Annotated in this window: 18 protein-coding genes; 17 read left to right on the forward strand and 1 reads right to left on the reverse strand. The window is 59.2% G+C overall.

The features are described 5' to 3' along the window. Positions 1-14: 14 nt before the first annotated feature. Positions 15-1,271, reverse strand: coding sequence for an NADP-dependent isocitrate dehydrogenase (gene icd / locus JFT91_RS15610; RefSeq protein ID WP_201226368.1), 1,257 nt, complete (start codon positions 1,269-1,271; stop codon positions 15-17). Positions 1,272-1,752: 481 nt separating this feature from the next. Between icd and JFT91_RS15615 the strand changes: the two genes are divergently transcribed. The 17 genes from JFT91_RS15615 (at position 1,753) to nuoI (ending at position 22,324) form a co-directional block, all read left to right on the forward strand. Further along, positions 1,753-3,978, forward strand: a complete 2,226-nt coding sequence (locus tag JFT91_RS15615; protein WP_201232949.1) for an NADP-dependent isocitrate dehydrogenase — start codon at positions 1,753-1,755, stop codon at positions 3,976-3,978. 197 nt (positions 3,979-4,175) lie between these two features. After that, entirely contained in the window at positions 4,176-4,622 is a 447-nt protein-coding gene (locus JFT91_RS15620; protein ID WP_201148387.1) for an NUDIX hydrolase, read from the forward strand. Between the two features lie 59 nt (positions 4,623-4,681). Then, positions 4,682-5,806 carry a tRNA 2-thiouridine(34) synthase MnmA gene (mnmA, locus tag JFT91_RS15625; protein ID WP_003223826.1) on the forward strand — a complete coding sequence of 375 codons (1,125 nt, stop codon included), beginning with the start codon at positions 4,682-4,684 and terminating at the stop codon, positions 5,804-5,806. Further along, positions 5,803-6,426, forward strand: coding sequence for a high frequency lysogenization protein HflD (gene hflD, locus JFT91_RS15630; protein ID WP_122854414.1), 624 nt, complete (start codon positions 5,803-5,805; stop codon positions 6,424-6,426). Before mnmA ends, hflD begins: the two co-directional genes overlap by 4 nt. Before the next feature lie 127 nt (positions 6,427-6,553). Next, the gene (gene purB, locus JFT91_RS15635) at positions 6,554-7,924 is read left to right on the forward strand and encodes an adenylosuccinate lyase (protein ID WP_008082884.1); all 1,371 of its coding nucleotides are present in this window, start codon (positions 6,554-6,556) and stop codon (positions 7,922-7,924) included. Between the two features lie 86 nt (positions 7,925-8,010). Then, positions 8,011-9,180 (forward strand): ribosomal protein uL16 3-hydroxylase, encoded by a 1,170-nt coding sequence (locus JFT91_RS15640; protein ID WP_201226372.1) that lies wholly within the window; start codon positions 8,011-8,013, stop codon positions 9,178-9,180. Beyond that, positions 9,173-9,598: a GNAT family N-acetyltransferase gene (locus JFT91_RS15645; RefSeq protein WP_016987414.1), complete on the forward strand. Its 426-nt coding sequence runs from the start codon at positions 9,173-9,175 to the stop codon at positions 9,596-9,598. Before JFT91_RS15640 ends, JFT91_RS15645 begins: the two co-directional genes overlap by 8 nt. Positions 9,599-9,907: 309 nt before the next feature. After that, the gene (locus JFT91_RS15650) at positions 9,908-10,660 is read left to right on the forward strand and encodes a secretin N-terminal domain-containing protein (RefSeq protein WP_201232951.1); all 753 of its coding nucleotides are present in this window, start codon (positions 9,908-9,910) and stop codon (positions 10,658-10,660) included. 474 nt (positions 10,661-11,134) lie between these two features. Beyond that, positions 11,135-12,460, forward strand: a complete 1,326-nt coding sequence (gene aceA, locus JFT91_RS15655; protein WP_201148381.1) for an isocitrate lyase — start codon at positions 11,135-11,137, stop codon at positions 12,458-12,460. Between the two features lie 643 nt (positions 12,461-13,103). Further along, a complete protein-coding gene (locus JFT91_RS15660; protein WP_003223812.1) occupies positions 13,104-13,517 on the forward strand; it encodes an NADH-quinone oxidoreductase subunit A in 414 nt (137 codons plus the stop codon). Positions 13,518-13,527: 10 nt separating this feature from the next. Next, positions 13,528-14,202 (forward strand): NuoB/complex I 20 kDa subunit family protein, encoded by a 675-nt coding sequence (locus tag JFT91_RS15665; protein ID WP_103306792.1) that lies wholly within the window; start codon positions 13,528-13,530, stop codon positions 14,200-14,202. A gap of 73 nt (positions 14,203-14,275) precedes the next feature. Beyond that, the gene (gene nuoC, locus JFT91_RS15670; protein WP_201226374.1) at positions 14,276-16,060 is read left to right on the forward strand and encodes an NADH-quinone oxidoreductase subunit C/D; all 1,785 of its coding nucleotides are present in this window, start codon (positions 14,276-14,278) and stop codon (positions 16,058-16,060) included. A 2-nt stretch (positions 16,061-16,062) separates the two neighbouring features. Beyond that, positions 16,063-16,560 (forward strand): NADH-quinone oxidoreductase subunit NuoE, encoded by a 498-nt coding sequence (gene nuoE / locus JFT91_RS15675; RefSeq protein WP_007920186.1) that lies wholly within the window; start codon positions 16,063-16,065, stop codon positions 16,558-16,560. Next, positions 16,557-17,912 (forward strand): NADH-quinone oxidoreductase subunit NuoF, encoded by a 1,356-nt coding sequence (gene nuoF / locus JFT91_RS15680; protein WP_201232952.1) that lies wholly within the window; start codon positions 16,557-16,559, stop codon positions 17,910-17,912. The genes nuoE and nuoF overlap by 4 nt, the downstream gene beginning before the upstream one ends. 133 nt (positions 17,913-18,045) lie before the next feature. Next, a complete protein-coding gene (gene nuoG, locus JFT91_RS15685) occupies positions 18,046-20,760 on the forward strand; it encodes an NADH-quinone oxidoreductase subunit NuoG (protein WP_201232953.1) in 2,715 nt (904 codons plus the stop codon). Then, positions 20,757-21,764 carry an NADH-quinone oxidoreductase subunit NuoH gene (nuoH, locus tag JFT91_RS15690; RefSeq protein ID WP_008082852.1) on the forward strand — a complete coding sequence of 336 codons (1,008 nt, stop codon included), beginning with the start codon at positions 20,757-20,759 and terminating at the stop codon, positions 21,762-21,764. The genes nuoG and nuoH overlap by 4 nt, the downstream gene beginning before the upstream one ends. Before the next feature lie 11 nt (positions 21,765-21,775). Continuing rightward, positions 21,776-22,324 carry an NADH-quinone oxidoreductase subunit NuoI gene (nuoI, locus tag JFT91_RS15695; RefSeq protein WP_007920177.1) on the forward strand — a complete coding sequence of 183 codons (549 nt, stop codon included), beginning with the start codon at positions 21,776-21,778 and terminating at the stop codon, positions 22,322-22,324. The last annotated feature ends 2 nt before the right edge of the window (positions 22,325-22,326 follow it).

The raw sequence follows: 22,326 nt of genomic DNA on the forward strand, positions 1-22,326 counted from the left end.
CATGCCTGCGATGCTTACATGTGCGAGATCAGCGCATCGCCGAAGCCCGACGACGACACCAGTTTGGCCCCGTCCATCAGACGCTCGAAGTCATAGGTCACGGTCTTGGCCGAAATAGCGCCGTTGGTGCCCTTGATGATCAGATCCGCCGCTTCGATCCAGCCCATGTGGCGCAGCATCATCTCTGCCGAGAGAATCAGCGAGCCCGGGTTGACCTGATCCTTGCCGGCGTACTTCGGCGCGGTACCGTGGGTCGCTTCGAACATTGCCACGGTATCGGACAGGTTGGCGCCCGGGGCGATACCGATACCGCCTACTTCTGCCGCCAGCGCGTCAGACAGATAGTCGCCGTTGAGGTTGAGGGTCGCAATCACATCGTATTCGGCCGGGCGCAGCAGGATCTGCTGGAGCATGGCGTCGGCGATGGCATCTTTGACCACAACGTTCTTGCCGGTTTTCGGGTTTTTGAACTGCATCCACGGACCGCCGTCGAGCAGGGTCGCGCCGAACTCTTCGGCAGCCACTTCGTAGGCCCATTCCTTGAAGGCACCTTCGGTGAACTTCATGATGTTGCCTTTGTGCACGATGGTCAGCGAATCGCGGTCATTGTCGACCACATATTGCAGAGCCTTGCGCGCCAGACGCTTGGTGCCTTCCAGCGATACCGGCTTGACGCCGATGCCGCAGTTTTCGTCGAAACGGATTTTGGTGACGCCCATTTCTTCTTTGAGGAATTTGATGACTTTGGTGGCTTCCGGCGAGCCGGCCTTCCACTCAATGCCTGCGTAGATGTCTTCGGAGTTCTCGCGGAAAATGGTCATGTCGACATCGCCAGGCTTTTTCACCGGGCTAGGCACGCCTTCGAACCAGCGCACCGGGCGCAGGCAGACGTACAGGTCGAGTTGCTGACGCAGGGCGACGTTCAGTGAGCGAATGCCGCCACCGACCGGGGTGGTCAGCGGGCCTTTGATGGAGACCACGTAATCCTTGACTGCATCGAGGGTTTCCTGAGGCAGCCAGGTGTCCTGGTCGTAAACCTGAGTGGCTTTTTCCCCGGCGTAGACTTCCATCCAGGAAATCTTGCGCTTACCGCCGTATGCCTTTTGAACTGCAGCATCGACAACCTTGATCATCACCGGGCTGATGTCGACACCAATGCCGTCACCTTCGATGAAGGGGATGATCGGGTTATCAGGAACATTGAGAGAATGGTCTGCATTGACGGTGATTTTGTCGCCGACGGCTGGAACCTGAATCTTCTTGTAACCCATGCTGAACTCCATTGTTTGGATTGAACATCTGGCTTGGTTCGAGCGTAACCCAGTTAAATCAACACGCAAACCCTCTGTTCCCGGCATTCGCACAACTCGTTTCGTACAAGCCTGAAAGCAAAGGGAAAAGCGCCAATTTCAAGCATTCGCGGCGACTCTACGCGCCACCCCGCCCTGCGACCTTTAGACCAATGGACGAGATTGGTTGCATATGAACCATCGGCAGATTGCCAGCTACCTATGTATAATGCCGTCCGCTGACCACAGGGTCACGACGGCTGGCCTCTCTAGAACGAGACTTTCCGCCTGATTGGTCGGGTTGTTACCGCAGCCTGACTGCTTGACGCTCTACTGATGCACCCAACATCACCGCGAAGAATCTCGACATTCGGTTCATGGATGACTTTGAACGAACGCGCTTACCCGGCGCCCCTCGAGTTTCTGCGCACGCTTTAGCAAAGAAGAGAGAGTTAATCCGAATATGCCCACCCGCTCGAAGATCATCTATACCTTCACCGACGAAGCTCCAGCCCTCGCCACCTATTCCCTGCTGCCGATCATCGAGGCTTACACCGCCTCGGCCGATATCGCCGTGGAAACCCGCGATATCTCTCTTGCAGCGCGTATTCTGGCCAGCTTCCCCGAGCAACTGGGCGACAAAGCCGTAGCCGACCACCTCGCCGAACTGGGCGACCTGGCCGTTACGCCTGAAGCCAACATCATCAAGCTGCCGAACATCAGCGCTTCGGTGCCGCAGCTGCAAGCCGCGATCAAAGAACTGCAAGCTCAGGGTTACAACCTGCCGGACTACCCGGAAACCGTGACCAGCGACGCCGACAAAGACGCCAAGGCGCGTTACGACAAGGTCAAAGGCAGCGCCGTGAACCCGGTTCTGCGCGAAGGCAACTCTGACCGTCGCGCTCCGCTGTCGGTCAAAAACTACGCTCGTAAGCACCCGCACAAAATGGGCGCCTGGGCCAAAGACTCCAAGTCCCACGTTGCTCACATGAGCACCGGCGATTTCTACGGCAGCGAAAAAGCTGCCCTGATCGACGCCGCTGACGCTGTGAAGATCGAACTGATCGCCAAAGACGGTACCGCTACCGTCCTGAAAGAAAAAACCACCGTTCAGGCCGGCGAGATCCTCGACTGCGCCGTGATGAGCAAAAACGCTCTGCGTGCGTTCATCGCTGCTGAAATCGAAAGCGCCAAGGCCCAGGGCGTGCTGCTGTCGGTTCACCTGAAAGCGACCATGATGAAGGTCTCCGACCCAATCATGTTCGGCCAGATCGTTGCCGAGTTCTATAAAGACGCGCTGACCAAGCACGCTGACGTGCTGGCCCAGATCGGCTTCAACCTGAACAACGGCATCGGTGATCTGTACGCACGCATCAAGGCCCTGCCGGCCGAGCAGCAAGCACAGATCGAAGCTGACATGGCTGCGGTCTATGCCGCTCGCCCATCGCTGGCGATGGTCAACTCCGACAAAGGCATCACCAACCTGCACGTGCCGAGCGACGTTATCGTCGACGCTTCGATGCCAGCGATGATCCGTGACTCCGGCAAGATGTGGGGCACCGACGGTCAGTTGCACGACACCAAGGCTGTGATCCCGGATCGTTGCTACGCGACCATCTACCAGGCTGTGATCGAAGATTGCAAAGCAAATGGCGCTTTCGATCCGACCACCATGGGCAGCGTGCCAAACGTTGGCCTGATGGCGAAGAAAGCCGAAGAGTACGGCTCGCACGACAAGACCTTCCAGATCAAGGCTGACGGTGTGGTTCGCGTAACCGACAGCAAAGGCACCCTGCTGATGGAGCAGGCTGTTGAAGCTGGCGATATCTTCCGCATGTGCCAGACCAAAGACGCGCCGATCCAGGACTGGGTCAAACTGGCCGTCAATCGTGCTCGCGCCAGCAGCACCCCGGCGATCTTCTGGCTCGACCCAATGCGCGCTCACGACGGCGTAGTGATCGAGAAGGTTCAGGCTTACCTGAAGGATCACGACACGGCCGGTCTGGACATCCAGATCATGGCGCCGGTCGACGCAATGAAGTTCACCCTGCAGCGCACCCGCGAAGGCAAGGACACCATTTCGGTGACCGGCAACGTACTGCGCGACTACCTGACTGACCTGTTCCCGATCATGGAACTGGGCACCAGCGCCAAGATGCTGTCGATCGTACCGCTGATGAACGGCGGTGGTCTGTTCGAAACCGGCGCCGGCGGTTCGGCTCCGAAGCACGTGCAGCAACTGGTTGAAGAGAACTTCCTGCGCTGGGACTCGCTGGGCGAATTCCTCGCACTGGCAGCGTCTCTTGAGCATCTGGGTGTGAACTACAACAACCCGAAAGCGCTGGTGCTGTCCAAGACCCTGGATCAGGCCACCGGCCAGTTCCTCGACAACAACAAATCGCCATCGCGCAAAGTCGGCAACATCGACAACCGCGGCAGCCACTTCTACCTGGCGATGTACTGGGCTCAGGCTCTGGCCGCCCAGACTGAAGACGCTGCACTGCAAGCGCAGTTCGCGACTCTGGCCAAGACTCTGACCGAGAGCGAAGCAGCCATCGTTGCCGAACTCAACGCCGTTCAGGGCAAGCCAGTCGACATCGGCGGTTACTACCACGCCAATGCCGAGCTGATCAGCAAGGCCATGCGCCCAAGCGCAACCCTCAACGCGGCGATTGCTGCGCTGGTTTAAGGTTGTAGTGCTGTAAACAAACCCCGGCCCTGTGCCGGGGTTTGTGTTTCCAGAGCTCACACAAAACTCATTGTAGGAGTGAGCCTGCTCGCGATAGCGGTATACCATTCAACAATTATGGTGACTGACAGTGCGCTATCGCGAGCAGGCTCACTCCTACACGGATCGCATTTCAATCCCGGATTTGAGGAAGATTTATGGAATGGCTCCCCCACATCACCGTCGCCACGATCGTCGAGGACAACGGCCGCTTCCTGATGGTTGAAGAACACAAAGCCGGACGCAACGTACTCAACCAGCCCGCGGGCCATCTCGACCCGGACGAAACCCTGATCGAAGCCGCCGTGCGTGAAACCCTTGAAGAAACCGGCTGGGACGTCGAACCCACCGGCGTCATCGGCATTTACCTGTACACCGCCCCAAGCAACGGCGTGACCTACCAGCGCGTCTGCTTCAGCGCCAAAGCCTTGAAACATCACCCCGACTACCAACTCGACGACGGCATCGTCGGCGCCAAGTGGCTGACCCGCGAAGAATTAATGGCTCAACGCGACAACTGGCGCAGTGAACTGATCATCCGTTGCATCGACGATTATCTGGCGGGCAATCACTTCGGCCTCGAACTGATCCGCCCTTCTCTTTAGCCTTGAGGCCGTGAGCCTGATAGAATCGCGTCCTTTTTCAAGACACTCATTGAATCCCTATGCGTGATCCAGCCCCTTCTGACACATCCAAGAAGCGCGTCATTGTCGGCATGTCCGGCGGCGTGGACTCTTCCGTTTCCGCTCTCCTGCTGATCGAGCAGGGTTATGAGGTGGAAGGCCTGTTCATGAAGAACTGGGAAGAAGACGACGGAACGGAATACTGCACCGCCATGGACGACCTGGCGGATGCGCAGGCTGTGTGCGACAAGATTGGTATCAAACTGCACACCGCCAACTTCGCGGCCGAATACTGGGACAACGTGTTCGAACACTTCCTGGCCGAATACAAGGCCGGGCGCACGCCGAACCCGGACATCCTGTGCAACCGCGAAATCAAGTTCAAGGCGTTCCTCGATTACGCCATGATGCTCGGCGCCGACCTGATCGCCACCGGTCACTACGTGCGCCGCCGCGACATCGATGGTCGCACCGAATTGCTCAAAGGCCTCGATCCGAACAAGGATCAAAGCTACTTCCTGCACGCCGTCGGCGGCGAACAGATCGCCAAGACCCTGTTCCCGGTCGGCGAACTGGAAAAGCCGGAAGTGCGCGCAATTGCCGAGAAATACGAACTGGCGACCGCCAAGAAGAAGGATTCCACCGGGATCTGCTTTATCGGCGAACGACGCTTCAGCGATTTCCTCAAGCAATACCTGCCGGCGCAACCGGGCGAAATCAAAACCACCGAAGGCGAAGTCATCGGCCGCCACCACGGCTTGATGTACCACACCATCGGTCAGCGTCAGGGCCTCGGCATTGGCGGCTTGAAAGACGCCGGCGATGAGCCGTGGTACGTGCTGCGCAAGGACCTGGACACCAACGAGCTGATCGTCGGCCAGGGCAACAACCATCCATGGCTGTTCTCCAGCGCCCTGCTCGCTTCGGAAATCTACTGGGTCAACCCGATCGACTTGAGCCAGCCGTTGCGCCTGACGGCCAAGGTTCGCTATCGCCAGAGCGATCAAGCCTGCACCCTGGAAAAAACCGCCAGCGGCTACCGCGCCGTGTTCGACGAACCGCAACGCGCGGTGACGCCGGGCCAATCGGTGGTGTTCTATGACGGTGAAATCTGCCTCGGCGGCGGCGTAATCGAAGTCGCCGAGCCGTGGAGCGGCCAGGCATGAGCCCGACTCAGGAGCAACTGACGGCGCTGGGCGGCGTGTTTCTGGCCGCCGTGCTGGTTGACCGGATCGCCAAGACCGGGCAGACCAGCGAAGCCGGCCTGAGCTGCATGCTCGGCAGTCTGCTGGTGCGCGACCCGAAGGACACGCTGGACGTGTACGGCGGCGACGATCTCAATTTGCGCGAAGGCTACCGCGCATTGATCGGCGCGCTTGAACGCGACCCGAGCACTTTGCAGCGCGAACCTTTGCGTTATGCACTGTCGATGCTCGGTCTCGAACGCCAACTGGCCAAACGTGACGACATGCTCGACACCATCGGTAAGCGCCTGCCGCAGATTCAGTCGCAAGTCGAGCATTTCGGCCCGGCCCACGAGAACGTGGTCGCCGCCTGCGGTGCGCTGTATCAGGACACCTTGAGCACCCTGCGCCAACGCATTCAGGTGCACGGCGACATGCGCAACCTGCAGCAGCCGAGCAATGCCTCGAAGATCCGCGCCCTGCTCCTCGCCGGCATCCGTTCGGCACGCTTGTGGCGACAGCTCGGCGGTCATCGCTGGCAGTTGGTAATCAGCCGGCGCAAGCTGCTCAAAGAGCTGTATCCGTTGATGCGCAGCGAGTAAATCGCTGCGCAATAAAAGCTTTGTAGTCTGTAACGCGTAATACGCCGGTCAGTTGGCAACGGACCGGCGGATTTTTTCATGTATGATACGCGCCCCATTTCGTTGCCCGACTGTCCGAGAACACCCCATGCAGCTTTCTTCGCTCACTGCGGTTTCCCCTGTTGACGGCCGCTACGCCGGCAAAACCCAGGCCCTGCGCCCGATTTTCAGCGAGTACGGCCTGATCCGTGCCCGCGTTCTGGTTGAAGTGCGCTGGCTCCAGCGCCTGGCCGCCCACGCTGGCATCCCTGAAGTGCCAGCCTTCTCCGCCGAGGCCAACGCCGTTCTCAATGAACTGGCTGAAAACTTCTCGCTGGAGCACGCCGAGCGCGTCAAAGAGATCGAGCGCACCACCAACCACGACGTCAAAGCGATCGAATACCTGCTCAAAGAGCAGGCGGCCAAGCTGCCGGAGCTGGCCAAGGTCAGCGAGTTCATCCACTTTGCCTGCACCAGCGAAGACATCAACAACCTGTCCCACGCCCTGATGCTGCGCGAAGGCCGTGATGACGTGATGCTGCCGCTGATGCGCCAGACCGCCGAAGCCATCCGCGAACTGGCCATCCGTTTCGCTGACGTGCCGATGCTCTCGCGCACCCACGGTCAACCAGCGTCGCCGACCACTCTGGGTAAAGAGCTGGCGAACGTGGTTTATCGTCTCGAGCGTCAAATCGCTCAAGTCGCTGCCGTGCCGCTGCTGGGCAAGATCAACGGCGCTGTCGGCAACTACAACGCGCACCTGTCGGCCTACCCGCAGATCGACTGGGAAGCCAACGCCCGCGCCTTCATCGAAGACGAGCTGGGTCTGGGCTTCAACCCGTACACCACGCAGATCGAGCCGCACGACTACATCGCCGAACTGTTCGACGCGATCGCGCGCTTCAACACCATTCTGATCGACTTCGACCGTGACATCTGGGGCTACATCTCCCTGGGTTACTTCAAGCAGCGCACCATCGCTGGCGAAATCGGTTCGTCGACCATGCCGCACAAGGTCAACCCGATCGACTTCGAAAACTCCGAAGGCAACCTGGGCATCGCCAACGCACTGTTCCAGCACCTGGCGAGCAAACTGCCGATCTCCCGCTGGCAGCGCGACCTGACCGACTCCACCGTACTGCGCAACCTCGGTGTCGGCTTCGCCCACAGCGTGATCGCTTACGAAGCCAGCCTCAAAGGCATCAGCAAGCTCGAGCTGAACGCTCAGAAGATTGCTGCCGACCTCGACGCTTGCTGGGAAGTATTGGCCGAGCCGATCCAGACCGTGATGCGCCGCTACAACATCGAAAACCCGTACGAAAAACTGAAAGAACTGACCCGCGGCAAGGGCATCAGCCCTGAAGCGTTGCAGACTTTCATCGACGGCCTGGACATGCCAGCCGAAGCGAAAGCCGAGCTCAAGCAACTGACCCCGGCCAACTACATCGGCAACGCTGTAGCGCAAGCCAAACGCATCTGATCGACCGTTTGACCCGTTTGAGACGCCCGGCCGCGCCGGGCGTTTTTATTCCCGTCTGAAAAGTGCTTTTTTTCAATAGGTTACATATGAATCCCGATATTCCTCTTCAACTTCTGGGCGGCATCACGGCGCGCGAATTCCTGCGCGACTACTGGCAGAAAAAGCCACTGCTGATCCGTCAGGCAATTCCTGACTTCGAAAGCCCGATCGACGCCGACGAACTGGCCGGCCTGGCCCTGGAAGAAGAAGTCGAATCGCGCCTGGTGATCGAGCACGGCGAGCGCCCATGGGAACTGCGTCGCGGCCCGTTCGCTGAAGACGAATTCAGCAAGCTGCCGGAAAAAGAGTGGACCCTGCTGGTTCAAGCCGTTGACCAGTTCGTCCCGGAAGTCAGCGAACTGCTGGAAAACTTCCGCTTCCTGCCGAGCTGGCGCGTCGACGACGTGATGATCAGCTTCGCCGCCCCGGGTGGCAGCGTTGGTCCGCACTTCGACAACTACGACGTGTTCCTGCTGCAAGGCCACGGCAAGCGCAACTGGAAAATCGGCCAGATGTGCGATTCCGAGAGCCCGCTGCTGCAACACGCCGACCTGCGCATCCTCGCCGAATTCCACGAAACCGAAGAGTGGGTGCTGGAACCGGGCGACATGCTCTACCTGCCGCCGCGTCTGGCTCACTGCGGTGTAGCCGTGGACAACTGCATGACCTACTCGGTCGGTTTCCGTGCGCCAAGCGCTTCCGAAGTGCTGACCCACTTCACCGACTTCCTCAGCCAGTTCCTGACTGACGAAGAGCGCTACACCGACGCCGACGCCAAGCCAGCCGTCGATCCGCACCAGATTCAGCACGACGCACTGGATCGCCTGAAAAGCCTGCTCGCCGAACACATGAGCGACGAGCGCCTGTTGCTGACCTGGTTCGGCCAATACATGACCGAGCCGCGTTACCCAGAGCTGGTGGTTGGCCCGGAAGACGTCGAAGAAGAAGATTTCCTCAGCGCTCTGCAAGATGGCGCCGTGCTGATCCGCAACCCGAGCGCACGCTTGGCCTGGTCGGAAGTCGATGACGATCTGCTGCTGTTCGCCAGCGGTCAGAGCCGTTATCTGCCGGGCAAACTGCGCGAACTGCTGAAGCTGATCTGCGCCGCTGACGCCCTGCACGCCGACAACCTTGGTGAGTGGCTGAATGATGAAGACGGTCGCGGCCTGCTGTGCGAGCTGGTCAAGCAAGGGAGCCTGGGGTTCGCCGATGAATAAGATTCGCGTACGTGTCGCAGACTGGCAGAAGGACATCGCCGAGATCCGGCGCATTCGTGAAACGGTGTTCATTGCCGAGCAATCGGTGCCACCTGAGTTGGAATGGGACGCGGATGACGCGACCGCCGTGCATTTTCTGGCGTTTGAAGGCGACTTTCCGATCGGCACTGCGCGCTTGCTGCCGGATGGCCACATTGGCCGGGTTTCGGTGCTGAAAGACTGGCGCGGGATGAAGGTCGGTGATGCGCTGATGCAAGCGGTGATTGCCGAAGCTGAAGCGCGCGGCTTGAAAGAGCAAATGCTCAGCGCGCAGGTGCAGGCCACGGCGTTTTATGAGCGCTTGGGCTTTAGCCTGGTCAGCGAAGAATTCCTCGAAGCCGGGATTCCGCACGTCGACATGGTTCGCCATTCGGCCTGATTGGCAGAGATCCTGTGAGAAATTCTGATCTCTGATGACCCCTGTGGTGAGGGGATTTATCCCCGACCGGCTGCGAAGCAGTCGCCAACCCAGCGCACCCGGTTCAACTGACATACCGAGTTCTCTGGGTTTGGGCTGCTTTGCAGCCCAACGGGGATAAATCCCCTCGCCACAAAGGCCCGTAAGCACATCACAAAACGCCCCGCCATTTTCGGATGCCGGGGCGTTTTGCTGTCTACGATTCAACTTGCCCCACCCCAGGCCGACAAACTGGCAATATCAAGCCTTTCGAAAGCGGAGATAACGGACATGTCCCTACGCACCCTGCTCACCACCCTGCTGCTCGCGTGCAGTTTTTCGGTGATGGCAGCCACAGAAATCGTCCCCCTCAATTACCGCACCAGCACCGACATGCTGCCGATGGCGCAGGACTTCATCGGCAAGGACGGTCAGGTCAGCGCCTACGGCAACCAACTGATCATCCAGGCCGAGCCGGACAAGATTCAGGAGCTCAAGGCGCTGATTACTCGGCTCGACACCGCACCCAAGCGCCTGCTGATCACCGTCGACACCAATGAAAACAACGGTCGCGGCGATGAAGGCTATTCGGTCAACGGCTCCCAGACTCGCATCATTAGCCGCAGCACCACCAGCCGCAACGGTGGTATTCAGCAAGTGCAGGCCAGTGAAGGCGCGCCGGCGCTGATTCAGGTCGGCCAAAGCGTGCCAATCACCAGCAGCCAGAGCAATTCCTACGGCGATTACAGCAGCCAGACTCAATACCGCAACGTGACCCAGGGCTTCTATGTCACGGCCAGCGTCACCGGCGACATCGTTCACCTGGCAATCAGTACCAACCGTGACCGCATGAGCCAGGAACGTCCCGATGTAGTGAACGTGCAAAGCACCGACACAACCGTCAGCGGACGCCTCGGCGAATGGATCACCCTCGCCGGCGTAAACAGCCAGACTCAGGCCGACAAACAGGGCCTGGCCCGCAGCTACTCGACTCAAGGCCGGGATGACATGACCTTGCGAGTGAAAGTCGACGCCTTGGACTAAAGCACCGAAAACTGACTGATTAGTCGTATTAGACGAAAGATGTAGTGCTTGAAAAAAAGCACTACAAAACGTTTGACGAGCCAAAAAAGCGAAGGCATGATGGCCTCGCTCCCGCTAATCAGAGGCCCTGGCAAGGGCCTTCGAAGCGATGTTCGCACCTACCCCGCGAACCGCTTCGTGTCTGTACCGCCCACAAGGTGTGTTTGACGAGGTTGCCGACTGGAACGAAGTTGTCCCGAGGGACGGAAGCGTAATTAGGTAACCCGGCATCACACTGTAGTCCGTATAAAGGCCCACGACGCCCGCATGCGCCCACAGTCCGCCACTACCTGCTCACTTCCCCTCGAGCCCATCGTTCATCCCGTCGCCTACCCCGCCAAATCCGACTTGACCACCTAAGCTTCTGGTCAGCGAGCGCAGGAATTTTCCACCGCAGAACAACTTTTCATAAAAGACGCGACGAGGTTTATCTCCATGGCACTGACACGCGAACAGCAAATTGCAGCCCTCGAAAAAGACTGGGCTGAAAACCCGCGCTGGAAAGGCGTGACACGCACTTACTCCGCTGCTGACGTCGTCCGTCTGCGTGGCTCGGTTCAACCTGAGCACACCTTTGCAAAAATGGGCGCCGAGAAGCTGTGGAACCTGGTCACCCAGGGTGCCAAGCCAGCCTTCCGTCCTGAGAAAGATTTCGTCAACTGCATGGGCGCCCTGACCGGCGGCCAGGCTGTTCAACAGGTTAAAGCCGGTATCCAGGCGATCTACCTGTCGGGCTGGCAGGTTGCTGCGGACAACAACTCCGCAGAATCCATGTACCCGGACCAGTCGCTGTACCCGGTGGATTCGGTTCCAACCGTGGTCAAGCGCATCAACAACTCGTTCCGTCGTGCTGACCAAATCCAGTGGAAAGCCGGTAAGAACCCGGGCGACCAAGGCTACATCGACTACTTCGCGCCGATCGTGGCTGACGCTGAAGCCGGTTTCGGTGGCGTTCTGAACGCTTACGAGCTGATGAAGAGCATGATCGAAGCAGGCGCCGCCGGCGTTCACTTCGAAGACCAACTGGCTTCCGTGAAAAAATGCGGTCACATGGGCGGTAAAGTACTGGTTCCAACTCAGGAAGCCGTACAGAAGCTGACCGCTGCACGTCTGGCGGCTGACGTTGCCGGTACCCCGACCATCATCCTGGCCCGTACCGACGCTAACGCTGCTGACCTGCTGACCTCCGATTGCGATCCGTACGACCAGCCGTTCGTGACTGGCGAACGCACTCAGGAAGGTTTCTACAAGGTTCGTGCAGGTCTGGATCAAGCGATCGCTCGTGGCCTGGCTTACGCTCCTTACGCCGACCTGATCTGGTGCGAAACCGCCAAGCCGGATCTGGACGAAGCCCGTCGCTTCGCTGAAGCGATCAAAAAGGAATACCCGGACCAACTGCTGTCGTACAACTGCTCGCCTTCCTTCAACTGGAAGAAAAACCTGGACGACGCGACCATCGCCAAGTTCCAGCGCGAACTGTCCGCCATGGGTTACAAGCACCAGTTCATCACCCTGGCCGGCATTCACAACATGTGGCACAGCATGTTCAACCTGGCGCACGACTACGCCCGCAACGACATGACTGCCTACGTGAAGCTGCAAGAGCAGGAATTCGCTGACGCCGCCAAGGGTTACACCTTCGTGGCTCACCAGCAGGAAGTGGGCACCGGCTACTTCGACGACATGACCACCGTGATTCAGGGTGGCTCGTCCTCGGTAACCGCGCTGACCGGTTCGACTGAAGAAGAACAGTTCCACTGATTCTGCTTCGCTGAGCAAACGGCCTTTGCGGATCGAATAGAAAGCTAACCGCAGAGCCGCAAGACTGACGCCCCGACTGGTTCGGGGCGTTTTTTTTGCCCACGATTTAGTGAACACCACAAATCCCCTGTGGGAGCGAGCCTGCTCGCGAAGGCTTTTTGTCAGTTTGCACATGCGCCAACTGATCCACCGCTTTCGCGAGCGGGCTCGCTCCCACAGGAAAAGCGTCGGCGGCGAGACAAAACATTGATCCAGAGCGGTATGGACGTCAGAAAAATCGGCTAAAACGGGCGCCGTCGCTACTTGTTGTAACGTGCAAGTAAGACAACTTCCCAATACCCCACCCGTTAAACAGTTACAAAATCGCGCCAAACAATATTGATTATCATTTAGCAGCAACTATGCTCGTTACATTCTCAACAAAACATAATTCACTAAAACCCGGCTAATGCCCGCAACGCATGGGCTACGGGGCAGCCGAGGTGCGCTATGTCCTTATTCCAATAAATAATTTCGCTATAGGAATTTTACTTGCAGGGTGTTTAGCCATAAAATCAGCGCGATTGATTGCTGCGACATATCGTCACTGCCTTATTTCTTTATCAAGCTCAGAGACCTTTGCTCTCTGTTAAGGATTACCAGCATGCCCGAAGCGACAGGACTCATGGCCCACAACTGGGGCTTTGCCATTTTCCTTCTGGGTGTAGTCGGCCTGTGTGCCTTCATGCTCGGCGTCTCCAGCCTCCTCGGGTCAAAAGCCTGGGGCCGCAGCAAAAACGAACCGTTCGAGTCGGGCATGCTACCTACCGGTGGCGCCCGCTTGCGGCTCTCAGCCAAATTCTATCTGGTCGCGATGCTGTTCGTGATCTTCGATATCGAAGCCCTCTTTCTCTTTGCATGGTCTGTGTCCGTCCGCGAAAGCGGCTGGACCGGATTCGTCGAAGCTCTCGTTTTCATAGCAATTCTGTTGGCAGGTCTTGTCTACCTGTTCCGAGTGGGCGCCCTTGACTGGGCTCCGGAAGCTCGTCGCAAGCGGCAGGCGAAGCTGAAACAATGAGGCTTTGGCAATGCAATACAATCTCACCAGAATCGACCCCGATGCTCCTAACGAGCAGTATCCGATTGGCGAACGGGAAACCGTTTCCGATCCGTTAGAAGATCAAGTTCACAAAAACATTTTCATGGGCAAGCTGGAAGACGTGCTGAACGGTGCGGTCAACTGGGGACGTAAAAACTCCCTGTGGCCGTACAACTTCGGCTTGTCGTGCTGCTACGTGGAAATGACCACTGCCTTCACGGCGCCCCACGACATCGCGCGCTTTGGCGCCGAGGTTATCCGGGCATCGCCGCGTCAGGCCGACTTCATGGTTATCGCCGGTACCTGCTTCATCAAGATGGCGCCGATCATTCAGCGTCTCTACGAGCAAATGCTCGAGCCGAAGTGGGTTATTTCCATGGGTTCGTGCGCTAACTCCGGTGGCATGTACGACATCTACTCCGTGGTTCAAGGGGTGGACAAGTTCCTGCCGGTGGACGTCTACGTACCTGGCTGCCCGCCCCGTCCAGAAGCATTTCTGCAAGGCTTGATGCTGTTGCAGGAATCGATTGGACAGGAGCGTCGTCCGCTTTCCTGGGTCGTTGGTGATCAAGGCGTTTATCGCGCCGATATGCCTTCGCAAAAGGAACAGCGCCGCGAACAGCGAATCGCAGTCACCAACCTGCGCAGCCCTGACGAAGTCTGATCCAGATCTGTTCTTACAAAGAAACGAGAAGCTGGCTTCATTCTTTACGTTGACCGAAAGCGAAAAAATAACCATGACTACAGGCAGCGCTCTGTACATCCCGCCTTATAAGGCAGACGACCAGGATGTGGTCGTTGAATTGAACAACCGTTTTGGCCCTGAGGCGTTCACCGCCCAGGCAACCCGCACCGGCATGCCGGTGCTGTGGGTGGCCCGCGCCAAACTCGTCGAAGTCCTGACCTTCCTGCGCAACCTGCCCAAGCCGTACGTCATGCTCTATGACCTGCACGGCGTGGACGAGCGTCTGCGCACCAAGCGTCAAGGGCTGCCATCGGACGCCGAGTTCACCGTGTTCTATCACCTCATGTCGCTTGAGCGTAATAGTGACGTGATGATCAAAGTCGCCTTGTCCGAGAGCGACCTGAGCTTGCCGACCGTCACCGGTATCTGGCCGAACGCCAACTGGTACGAGCGTGAAGTCTGGGACATGTACGGCATCGACTTCAAAGGCCACCCGCACCTGTCGCGCATCATGATGCCGCCGACCTGGGAAGGTCACCCGCTGCGCAAGGACTTCCCGGCGCGCGCTACCGAATTCGATCCGTACAGCCTCACCCTCGCCAAGCAACAGCTTGAGGAAGAAGCCGCGCGCTTCCGCCCTGAAGACTGGGGCATGAAGCGTTCCGGGACCAACGAGGACTACATGTTCCTCAACCTGGGCCCGAACCACCCTTCTGCGCACGGTGCGTTCCGTATCATCCTGCAACTGGACGGTGAAGAGATCGTCGACTGCGTGCCGGACATCGGTTACCACCACCGTGGTGCCGAGAAGATGGCCGAGCGTCAGTCGTGGCACAGCTTCATCCCGTACACCGACCGTATCGACTACCTCGGCGGCGTGATGAACAACCTGCCGTACGTGCTCTCGGTCGAGAAGCTGGCCGGCATCAAGGTGCCCGAGAAGGTCGACGTCATCCGCATCATGATGGCCGAGTTCTTCCGCATCACCAGCCACTTGCTGTTCTTGGGGACTTACATCCAGGACGTTGGTGCGATGACTCCGGTGTTCTTCACCTTCACCGACCGCCAGAAGGCGTACACGGTGATCGAAGCCATTACCGGTTTCCGTCTGCACCCGGCCTGGTACCGCATCGGCGGCGTCGCTCACGACCTGCCACGCGGCTGGGACAAACTGGTGAAAGACTTCGTTGAGTGGCTGCCAAAACGCCTCGACGAGTACACCAAGGCTGCCCTGCAAAACAGCATCCTCAAGGGCCGTACCATCGGCGTCGCTGCCTACAACACCAAAGAGGCCCTGGAATGGGGCGTCACCGGTGCCGGCCTGCGTTCGACCGGTTGCGACTTCGACCTGCGTAAAGCGCGTCCATACTCCGGCTACGAGAACTTCGAGTTCGAAGTACCGCTGGCCGCCAACGGCGATGCCTATGACCGCTGCATGGTTCGCGTCGAAGAGATGCGCCAGAGCATCAAGATCATCGACCAGTGCATGCGCAACATGCCGGAAGGCCCGTACAAGGCGGATCACCCGCTGACCACGCCGCCGCCGAAAGAGCGCACGCTGCAGCACATCGAAACCTTGATCACGCACTTCCTGCAAGTTTCGTGGGGCCCGGTGATGCCGGCCAACGAATCCTTCCAGATGATCGAAGCGACCAAGGGCATCAACAGTTATTACCTGACGAGCGACGGCGGCACCATGAGCTACCGTACCCGGATCCGTACTCCAAGCTTCCCGCATCTGCAACAGATCCCTTCGGTGATCAAAGGCAGCATGGTCGCGGACTTGATTGCGTACCTGGGTAGTATCGACTTCGTTATGGCCGACGTGGACCGCTAAGCATGAACAGCACGCTTATCCAGACAGACCGTTTCACCCTGAGTGAAACCGAGCGCTCGGCCATCGAGCACGAGCTGCATCACTACGAAGACCCGCGCGCGGCGTCGATCGAAGCCCTGAAGATCGTTCAGAAAGAACGCGGCTGGGTGCCGGATGGCGCCTTGTACGCAATCGGCGAGATCCTCGGCATCCCGGCCAGCGACGTTGAAGGTGTGGCGACGTTCTACAGCCAGATTTTCCGTCAGCCGGTTGGCCGTCACATCATTCGCGTCTGCGACAGCATGGTCTGCTACATCGGTGGCCACGAGTCGGTGGTCAGCGAAATCCAGAACAATCTGGGCATCGGCCTGGGTCAGACCACCACCGACGGTCGTTTCACCCTGCTGCCTGTCTGCTGCCTCGGCAACTGCGACAAGGCACCGGCGCTGATGATCGACGACGACACCTTTGGTGATGTACAGCCTGCTGGCGTCGCCAAACTGCTCGAGGGCTACGTATGACCCTGACATCTTTCGGCCCGGCCAACAGCATCAAGCGTTCGGCCGAGACTCACCCGCTGACCTGGCGTCTGCGTGACGACGGCGAAGCCGTGTGGCTCGACGAGTACCAGGCCAAGAACGGTTACGCCGCTGCGCGCAAAGCCTTCGCCGACATGGATCAGGACGCTATCGTCCAGACCGTGAAAGACGCAGGCTTGAAAGGTCGCGGTGGTGCAGGCTTCCCCACTGGCGTGAAGTGGGGCCTGATGCCCAAGGACGAATCCATCAACATCCGCTACCTGCTGTGCAACGCGGATGAAATGGAGCCGAACACCTGGAAAGACCGCATGCTGATGGAGCAACTGCCCCATCTGCTGATCGAAGGCATGCTGATCAGTGCGCGCGCGCTGAAAACCTACCGTGGCTACATCTTCCTCCGTGGCGAGTACACCACCGCCGCCAAGCACCTCAACCGTGCCGTGGAAGAAGCCAAGGCAGCGGGCCTGCTGGGTAAGAACATTCTGGGCAGCGGCTTCGATTTCGAGCTGTTCGTCCACACTGGCGCCGGGCGTTACATCTGCGGTGAAGAAACCGCACTGATCAACTCCCTCGAAGGCCGCCGCGCCAACCCGCGCTCCAAGCCGCCCTTCCCTGCCGCTGTTGGCGTGTGGGGCAAGCCGACTTGCGTGAACAACGTTGAGACCCTGTGCAACGTGCCGGCGATCATTGCCGACGGCGTTGACTGGTACAAATCGTTGGCTCGCGAAGGCAGTGAAGACATGGGCACAAAGCTCATGGGCTTCTCCGGCAAAGTCAAAAACCCGGGCCTGTGGGAACTGCCATTCGGCGTCACCGGTCGCGAGTTGTTCGAAGACTACGCCGGCGGCATGCGCGACGGTTTCAAACTCAAGGCCTGGCAGCCAGGTGGTGCCGGTACCGGTTTCCTCCTGCCTGAGCACCTCGACGCACAAATGTACGCCGGCGGCATCGCCAAAGTGGGCACCCGTATGGGTACCGGCCTGGCCATGGCGGTGGATGACAGCGTCAACATGGTGTCGCTGCTGCGCAACATGGAGCAGTTCTTCGCTCGCGAGTCGTGCGGCTTCTGCACCCCGTGCCGTGATGGTTTGCCATGGAGCGTCAAGCTCCTGATGGCCATCGAAGAAGGCCGCGGTCAGCCAGGCGATATCGAGACCCTGCTGGGTCTGGTCAACTTCCTCGGCCCAGGCAAGACCTTCTGCGCCCACGCACCGGGTGCCGTGGAACCGTTGGGCAGTGCCATCAAATACTTCCGTCCAGAGTTCGAAGCCGGTATCGCGCCTGTCAGCGCCGCCGTCCCGCCTCTGGCAAGGCCGATCGTAATCGGCGCGTAAACGCTTAACAGGTGAAGGGCCTGGGCCCTTCGCCTCCTGCGATGACGCCTTTCGAGGCTGGTTTGATTCGCACGGATAACAAGATTCCATTAGCCACGCCCGCTGACACCGGGCCAACGAAGACCTTTGAACCATGGCCACTATCCACGTAGACGGCAAAGCGCTCGAAGTCGACGGGGCAGACAACCTGTTACAGGCATGTCTGTCGCTGGGCCTCGACATTCCATATTTCTGCTGGCACCCCGCGCTTGGTAGCGTCGGGGCTTGCCGCCAGTGCGCGGTCAAGCAGTACACCGACGAGAACGACACCCGTGGTCGCATCGTCATGTCGTGCATGACGCCTGCCACCGACAACACCTGGATCTCCATCGAAGATGAAGAATCCAAAGCGTTCCGCGCCAGTGTTGTTGAATGGCTGATGACCAACCACCCGCACGACTGCCCTGTGTGCGAAGAAGGTGGTCACTGCCACCTGCAAGACATGACCGTGATGACCGGCCACAACGAGCGCCGTTATCGCTTCACCAAACGCACCCACCAGAACCAGCAACTGGGCCCGTTCATTTCCCACGAAATGAACCGCTGCATCGCTTGCTACCGCTGCGTGCGTTTCTATAAGGATTACGCCGGCGGCACCGACCTCGGTGTGTTCGGCGCCCACGACAACGTGTACTTCGGTCGCGTTGAAGACGGCACCCTCGAAAGCGAGTTCTCCGGCAACCTCACCGAGGTCTGCCCGACCGGTGTGTTCACCGACAAGACTCACTCCGAGCGCTACAACCGTAAGTGGGACATGCAGTTCTCGCCGAGCATCTGCCATGGCTGCTCGAGCGGTTGCAACATCTCCCCGGGCGAGCGTTACGGCGAGCTGCGTCGCATCGAAAACCGTTTCAACGGTTCGGTGAACCAGTACTTCCTGTGCGACCGTGGCCGTTTCGGTTATGGCTACGTCAACCGCACCGACCGTCCACGTCAGCCGCTGCTGGCCGACGGCACCAAACTGGGCCTGGACGCTGCACTGGATAAAGCCGCTGATCTGCTGCGCGGTCGCAACATCGTTGGTATCGGTTCGCCGCGTGCCAGCCTTGAAAGCAACTACGCGTTGCGCGAACTGGTGGGCGCCGAGCACTTCTACTCGGGTATCGAAGCGTCCGAACTGGAACGCATCCGTCTGGTCTTGCAGGTGCTGAACGACAGCCCGCTGCCTGTGCCGAACATGCGCGACATCGAAGACCACGACGCGATTTTCGTCCTCGGTGAAGACCTGACCCAGACCGCCGCGCGTATGGCGCTGTCGCTGCGTCAATCGGTCAAAGGCAAGGCTGAAGACATGGCCGAAGCCATGCGCGTTCAACCTTGGCTCGACGCCGCAGTGAAGAACATCGGTCAGCACGCGCTGAACCCGCTGTTCATCGCCAGCCTGGCGGAAACCAAGCTCGACGACATCGCTGAAGAGTGCGTTCACGCCGCTCCGGACGATCTTGCGCGCATCGGTTTCGCCGTTGCTCACGCGCTGGACGCCAGCGCTCCGGCCGTTGAAGGTCTGGACGCCGAAGCACTGGAACTGGCCAAGCGCATTGCCGATGCCCTGCTCGCTGCCCAACGTCCGCTGATCATCGCCGGTACTTCGCTGGGCTCGAAAGCCTTGATCGAAGCCGCCGCAAACATCGCCAAGGCGTTGAAGCTGCGCGAGAAGAACGGTTCGATCAGCCTGATCGTGCCGGAAGCCAACAGCCTCGGCCTGGCCATGCTCGGTGGCGAATCGGTGGATGCTGCGCTTCAAGCCGTCATCGACGGCAAGGCTGACGCGATCGTTGTGCTGGAAAACGATCTGTACACCCGCACCGCCAAAGACAAGGTCGATGCCGCACTGAACGCTGCGAAAGTAGTGATCGTTGCTGATCATCAGAAGACGGCTACCACCGACCGCGCGCACCTGGTACTGCCAGCGGCAAGCTTCGCCGAAGGCGACGGTACGCTGGTCAGCCAGGAAGGTCGCGCCCAGCGCTTCTTCCAGGTTTTCGATCCGCAATACCTGGATGCAAGCATTCTGGTTCACGAAGGCTGGCGCTGGCTGCACGCACTGCGCTCGACGCTGCTGAACCAGCCGATCGACTGGACGCAACTCGACCACGTCACCGCTGCCGTTGCTTCGAGCACCGCGCAACTGGCGCGTATCGTCGACGCAGCACCGTCCGCGGCGTTCCGCATCAAGGGTCTGAAACTGGCGCGTGAGCCGCTGCGTTATTCCGGTCGCACCGCAATGCGCGCCGACATCAGCGTTCACGAACCACGCACCCCGCAAGACAAAGACACCGCGTTCGCCTTCTCCATGGAAGGTTACTCGGGTTCGGTTGAACCGCGTCAGCAGGTTCCTTTCGCCTGGTCTCCGGGCTGGAACTCGCCACAAGCGTGGAACAAGTTCCAGGACGAAGTCGGCGGTCACATCCGTGCTGGCGACCCGGGCACCCGCCTGATCGAAAGCACCGGTGATTCGTTGAACTGGTTCGCGGCAGCGCCGCGTGCGTTCAACCCGGCAGCGGGCACCTGGCAAGCCGTGCCGTTCTTCCACCTGTTCGGCAGCGAAGAAAACTCTTCGAAAGCCGCGCCGGTGCAAGAGCGCATCCCGGCCGCCTACGTGGCACTGGCGAAATCCGAAGCGGATCGTCTGGGCGTCAACGACGGTGCTCTGCTGAGCCTGAACGTCGCCGGTCAGACCCTGCGTCTGCCGCTGCGTATCAATGAAGAACTGGGCGCAGGTCTGGTGGCATTGCCTGCGGGCATCGCCGGCATTCCACCGGCATTCGCCGGCGTATCCGTCGACGGTCTGCAGGAGGCAGCGCAATGACCTGGTTCACCCCTGAAGTGATCGATGTGATCCTGACGGTCATCAAAGCTATCGTGATTCTGCTGGCCGTCGTGGTCGCGGGCGCGTTGCTCAGCTTTGTCGAACGTCGCCTGCTGGGCTGGTGGCAGGACCGTTACGGTCCGAACCGCGTTGGCCCGTTTGGTATGTTCCAGATCGCCGCCGACATGCTGAAGATGTTCTTCAAGGAAGACTGGACCCCGCCGTTTGCCGACAAAGTGATCTTCACTTTGGCACCGGTGGTGGCCATGTCCGCCTTGCTGATCGCGTTTGCGATCATCCCGATCACCCCGACCTGGGGCGTCGCGGATCTGAACATCGGCTTGCTGTTCTTCTTCGCCATGGCCGGTCTGTCGGTCTACGCGGTGTTGTTCGCCGGCTGGTCGAGTAACAACAAGTTCGCCCTGCTCGGTGCCTTGCGTGCTTCGGCGCAGACCGTGTCCTACGAAGTGTTCATGGGCCTCGCGCTGATGGGCATCGTGGTACAGGTCGGCTCGTTCAACATGCGTGACATCGTCGAGTACCAGGCACAGAACCTGTGGTTCATCATTCCGCAGTTCTTCGGCTTCTGTACCTTCTTCATCGCTGGCGTCGCCGTGACTCACCGTCACCCGTTCGACCAGCCGGAAGCGGAACAGGAACTGGCCGACGGCTACCACATTGAATACGCCGGTATGAAATGGGGCATGTTCTTCGTTGGTGAATACATCGGCATCATCTTGATCTCGGCGCTGCTGGTCACCCTGTTCTTCGGTGGCTGGCACGGTCCGTTCGGCATCTTGCCGCAACTGTCCTTCCTCTGGTTCGCACTGAAGACCGCGTTCTTCATCATGCTGTTCATCTTGCTGCGCGCTTCTATTCCGCGTCCGCGTTATGACCAAGTGATGGATTTCAGCTGGAAATTCTGCCTGCCACTGACCCTGATCAATTTGCTGGTGACCGCTGCGGTCGTGTTGTGGAACACGCCTGCAGTCGCGGTTCAGTGAGGATTTGACCCATGTTCAAATATATTGGCGACATCGTTAAGGGTACTGGTACCCAGTTGCGCAGCCTGGTCATGGTCTTCGGCCATGGCTTCCGCAAGCGTGACACCCTGCAATACCCGGAAGAAGCGGTCTACCTGCCACCACGCTACCGTGGTCGTATCGTCCTGACCCGCGACCCCGACGGCGAAGAGCGTTGCGTAGCCTGCAACCTGTGCGCCGTGGCTTGCCCGGTGGGTTGCATCTCGCTGCAGAAAGCTGAAACCGAAGACGGTCGCTGGTACCCGGACTTCTTCCGTATCAACTTCTCGCGCTGCATTTTCTGCGGTCTCTGCGAGGAAGCCTGTCCGACCACCGCAATCCAGCTGACACCGGATTTCGAGATGGCCGAGTTCAAACGTCAGGACCTGGTGTACGAGAAAGAAGATCTGTTGATCTCCGGCCCCGGCAAAAACCCTGATTACAACTTCTATCGTGTTGCAGGTATGGCAATCGCTGGCAAGCCGAAAGGCTCCGCACAGAACGAAGCCGAACCGATCAACGTGAAGAGCTTGCTGCCTTAAGG

The organism is Pseudomonas sp. TH08 (assembly GCF_016651275.1).
In the GTDB taxonomy this organism is placed as follows: domain Bacteria; phylum Pseudomonadota; class Gammaproteobacteria; order Pseudomonadales; family Pseudomonadaceae; genus Aquipseudomonas.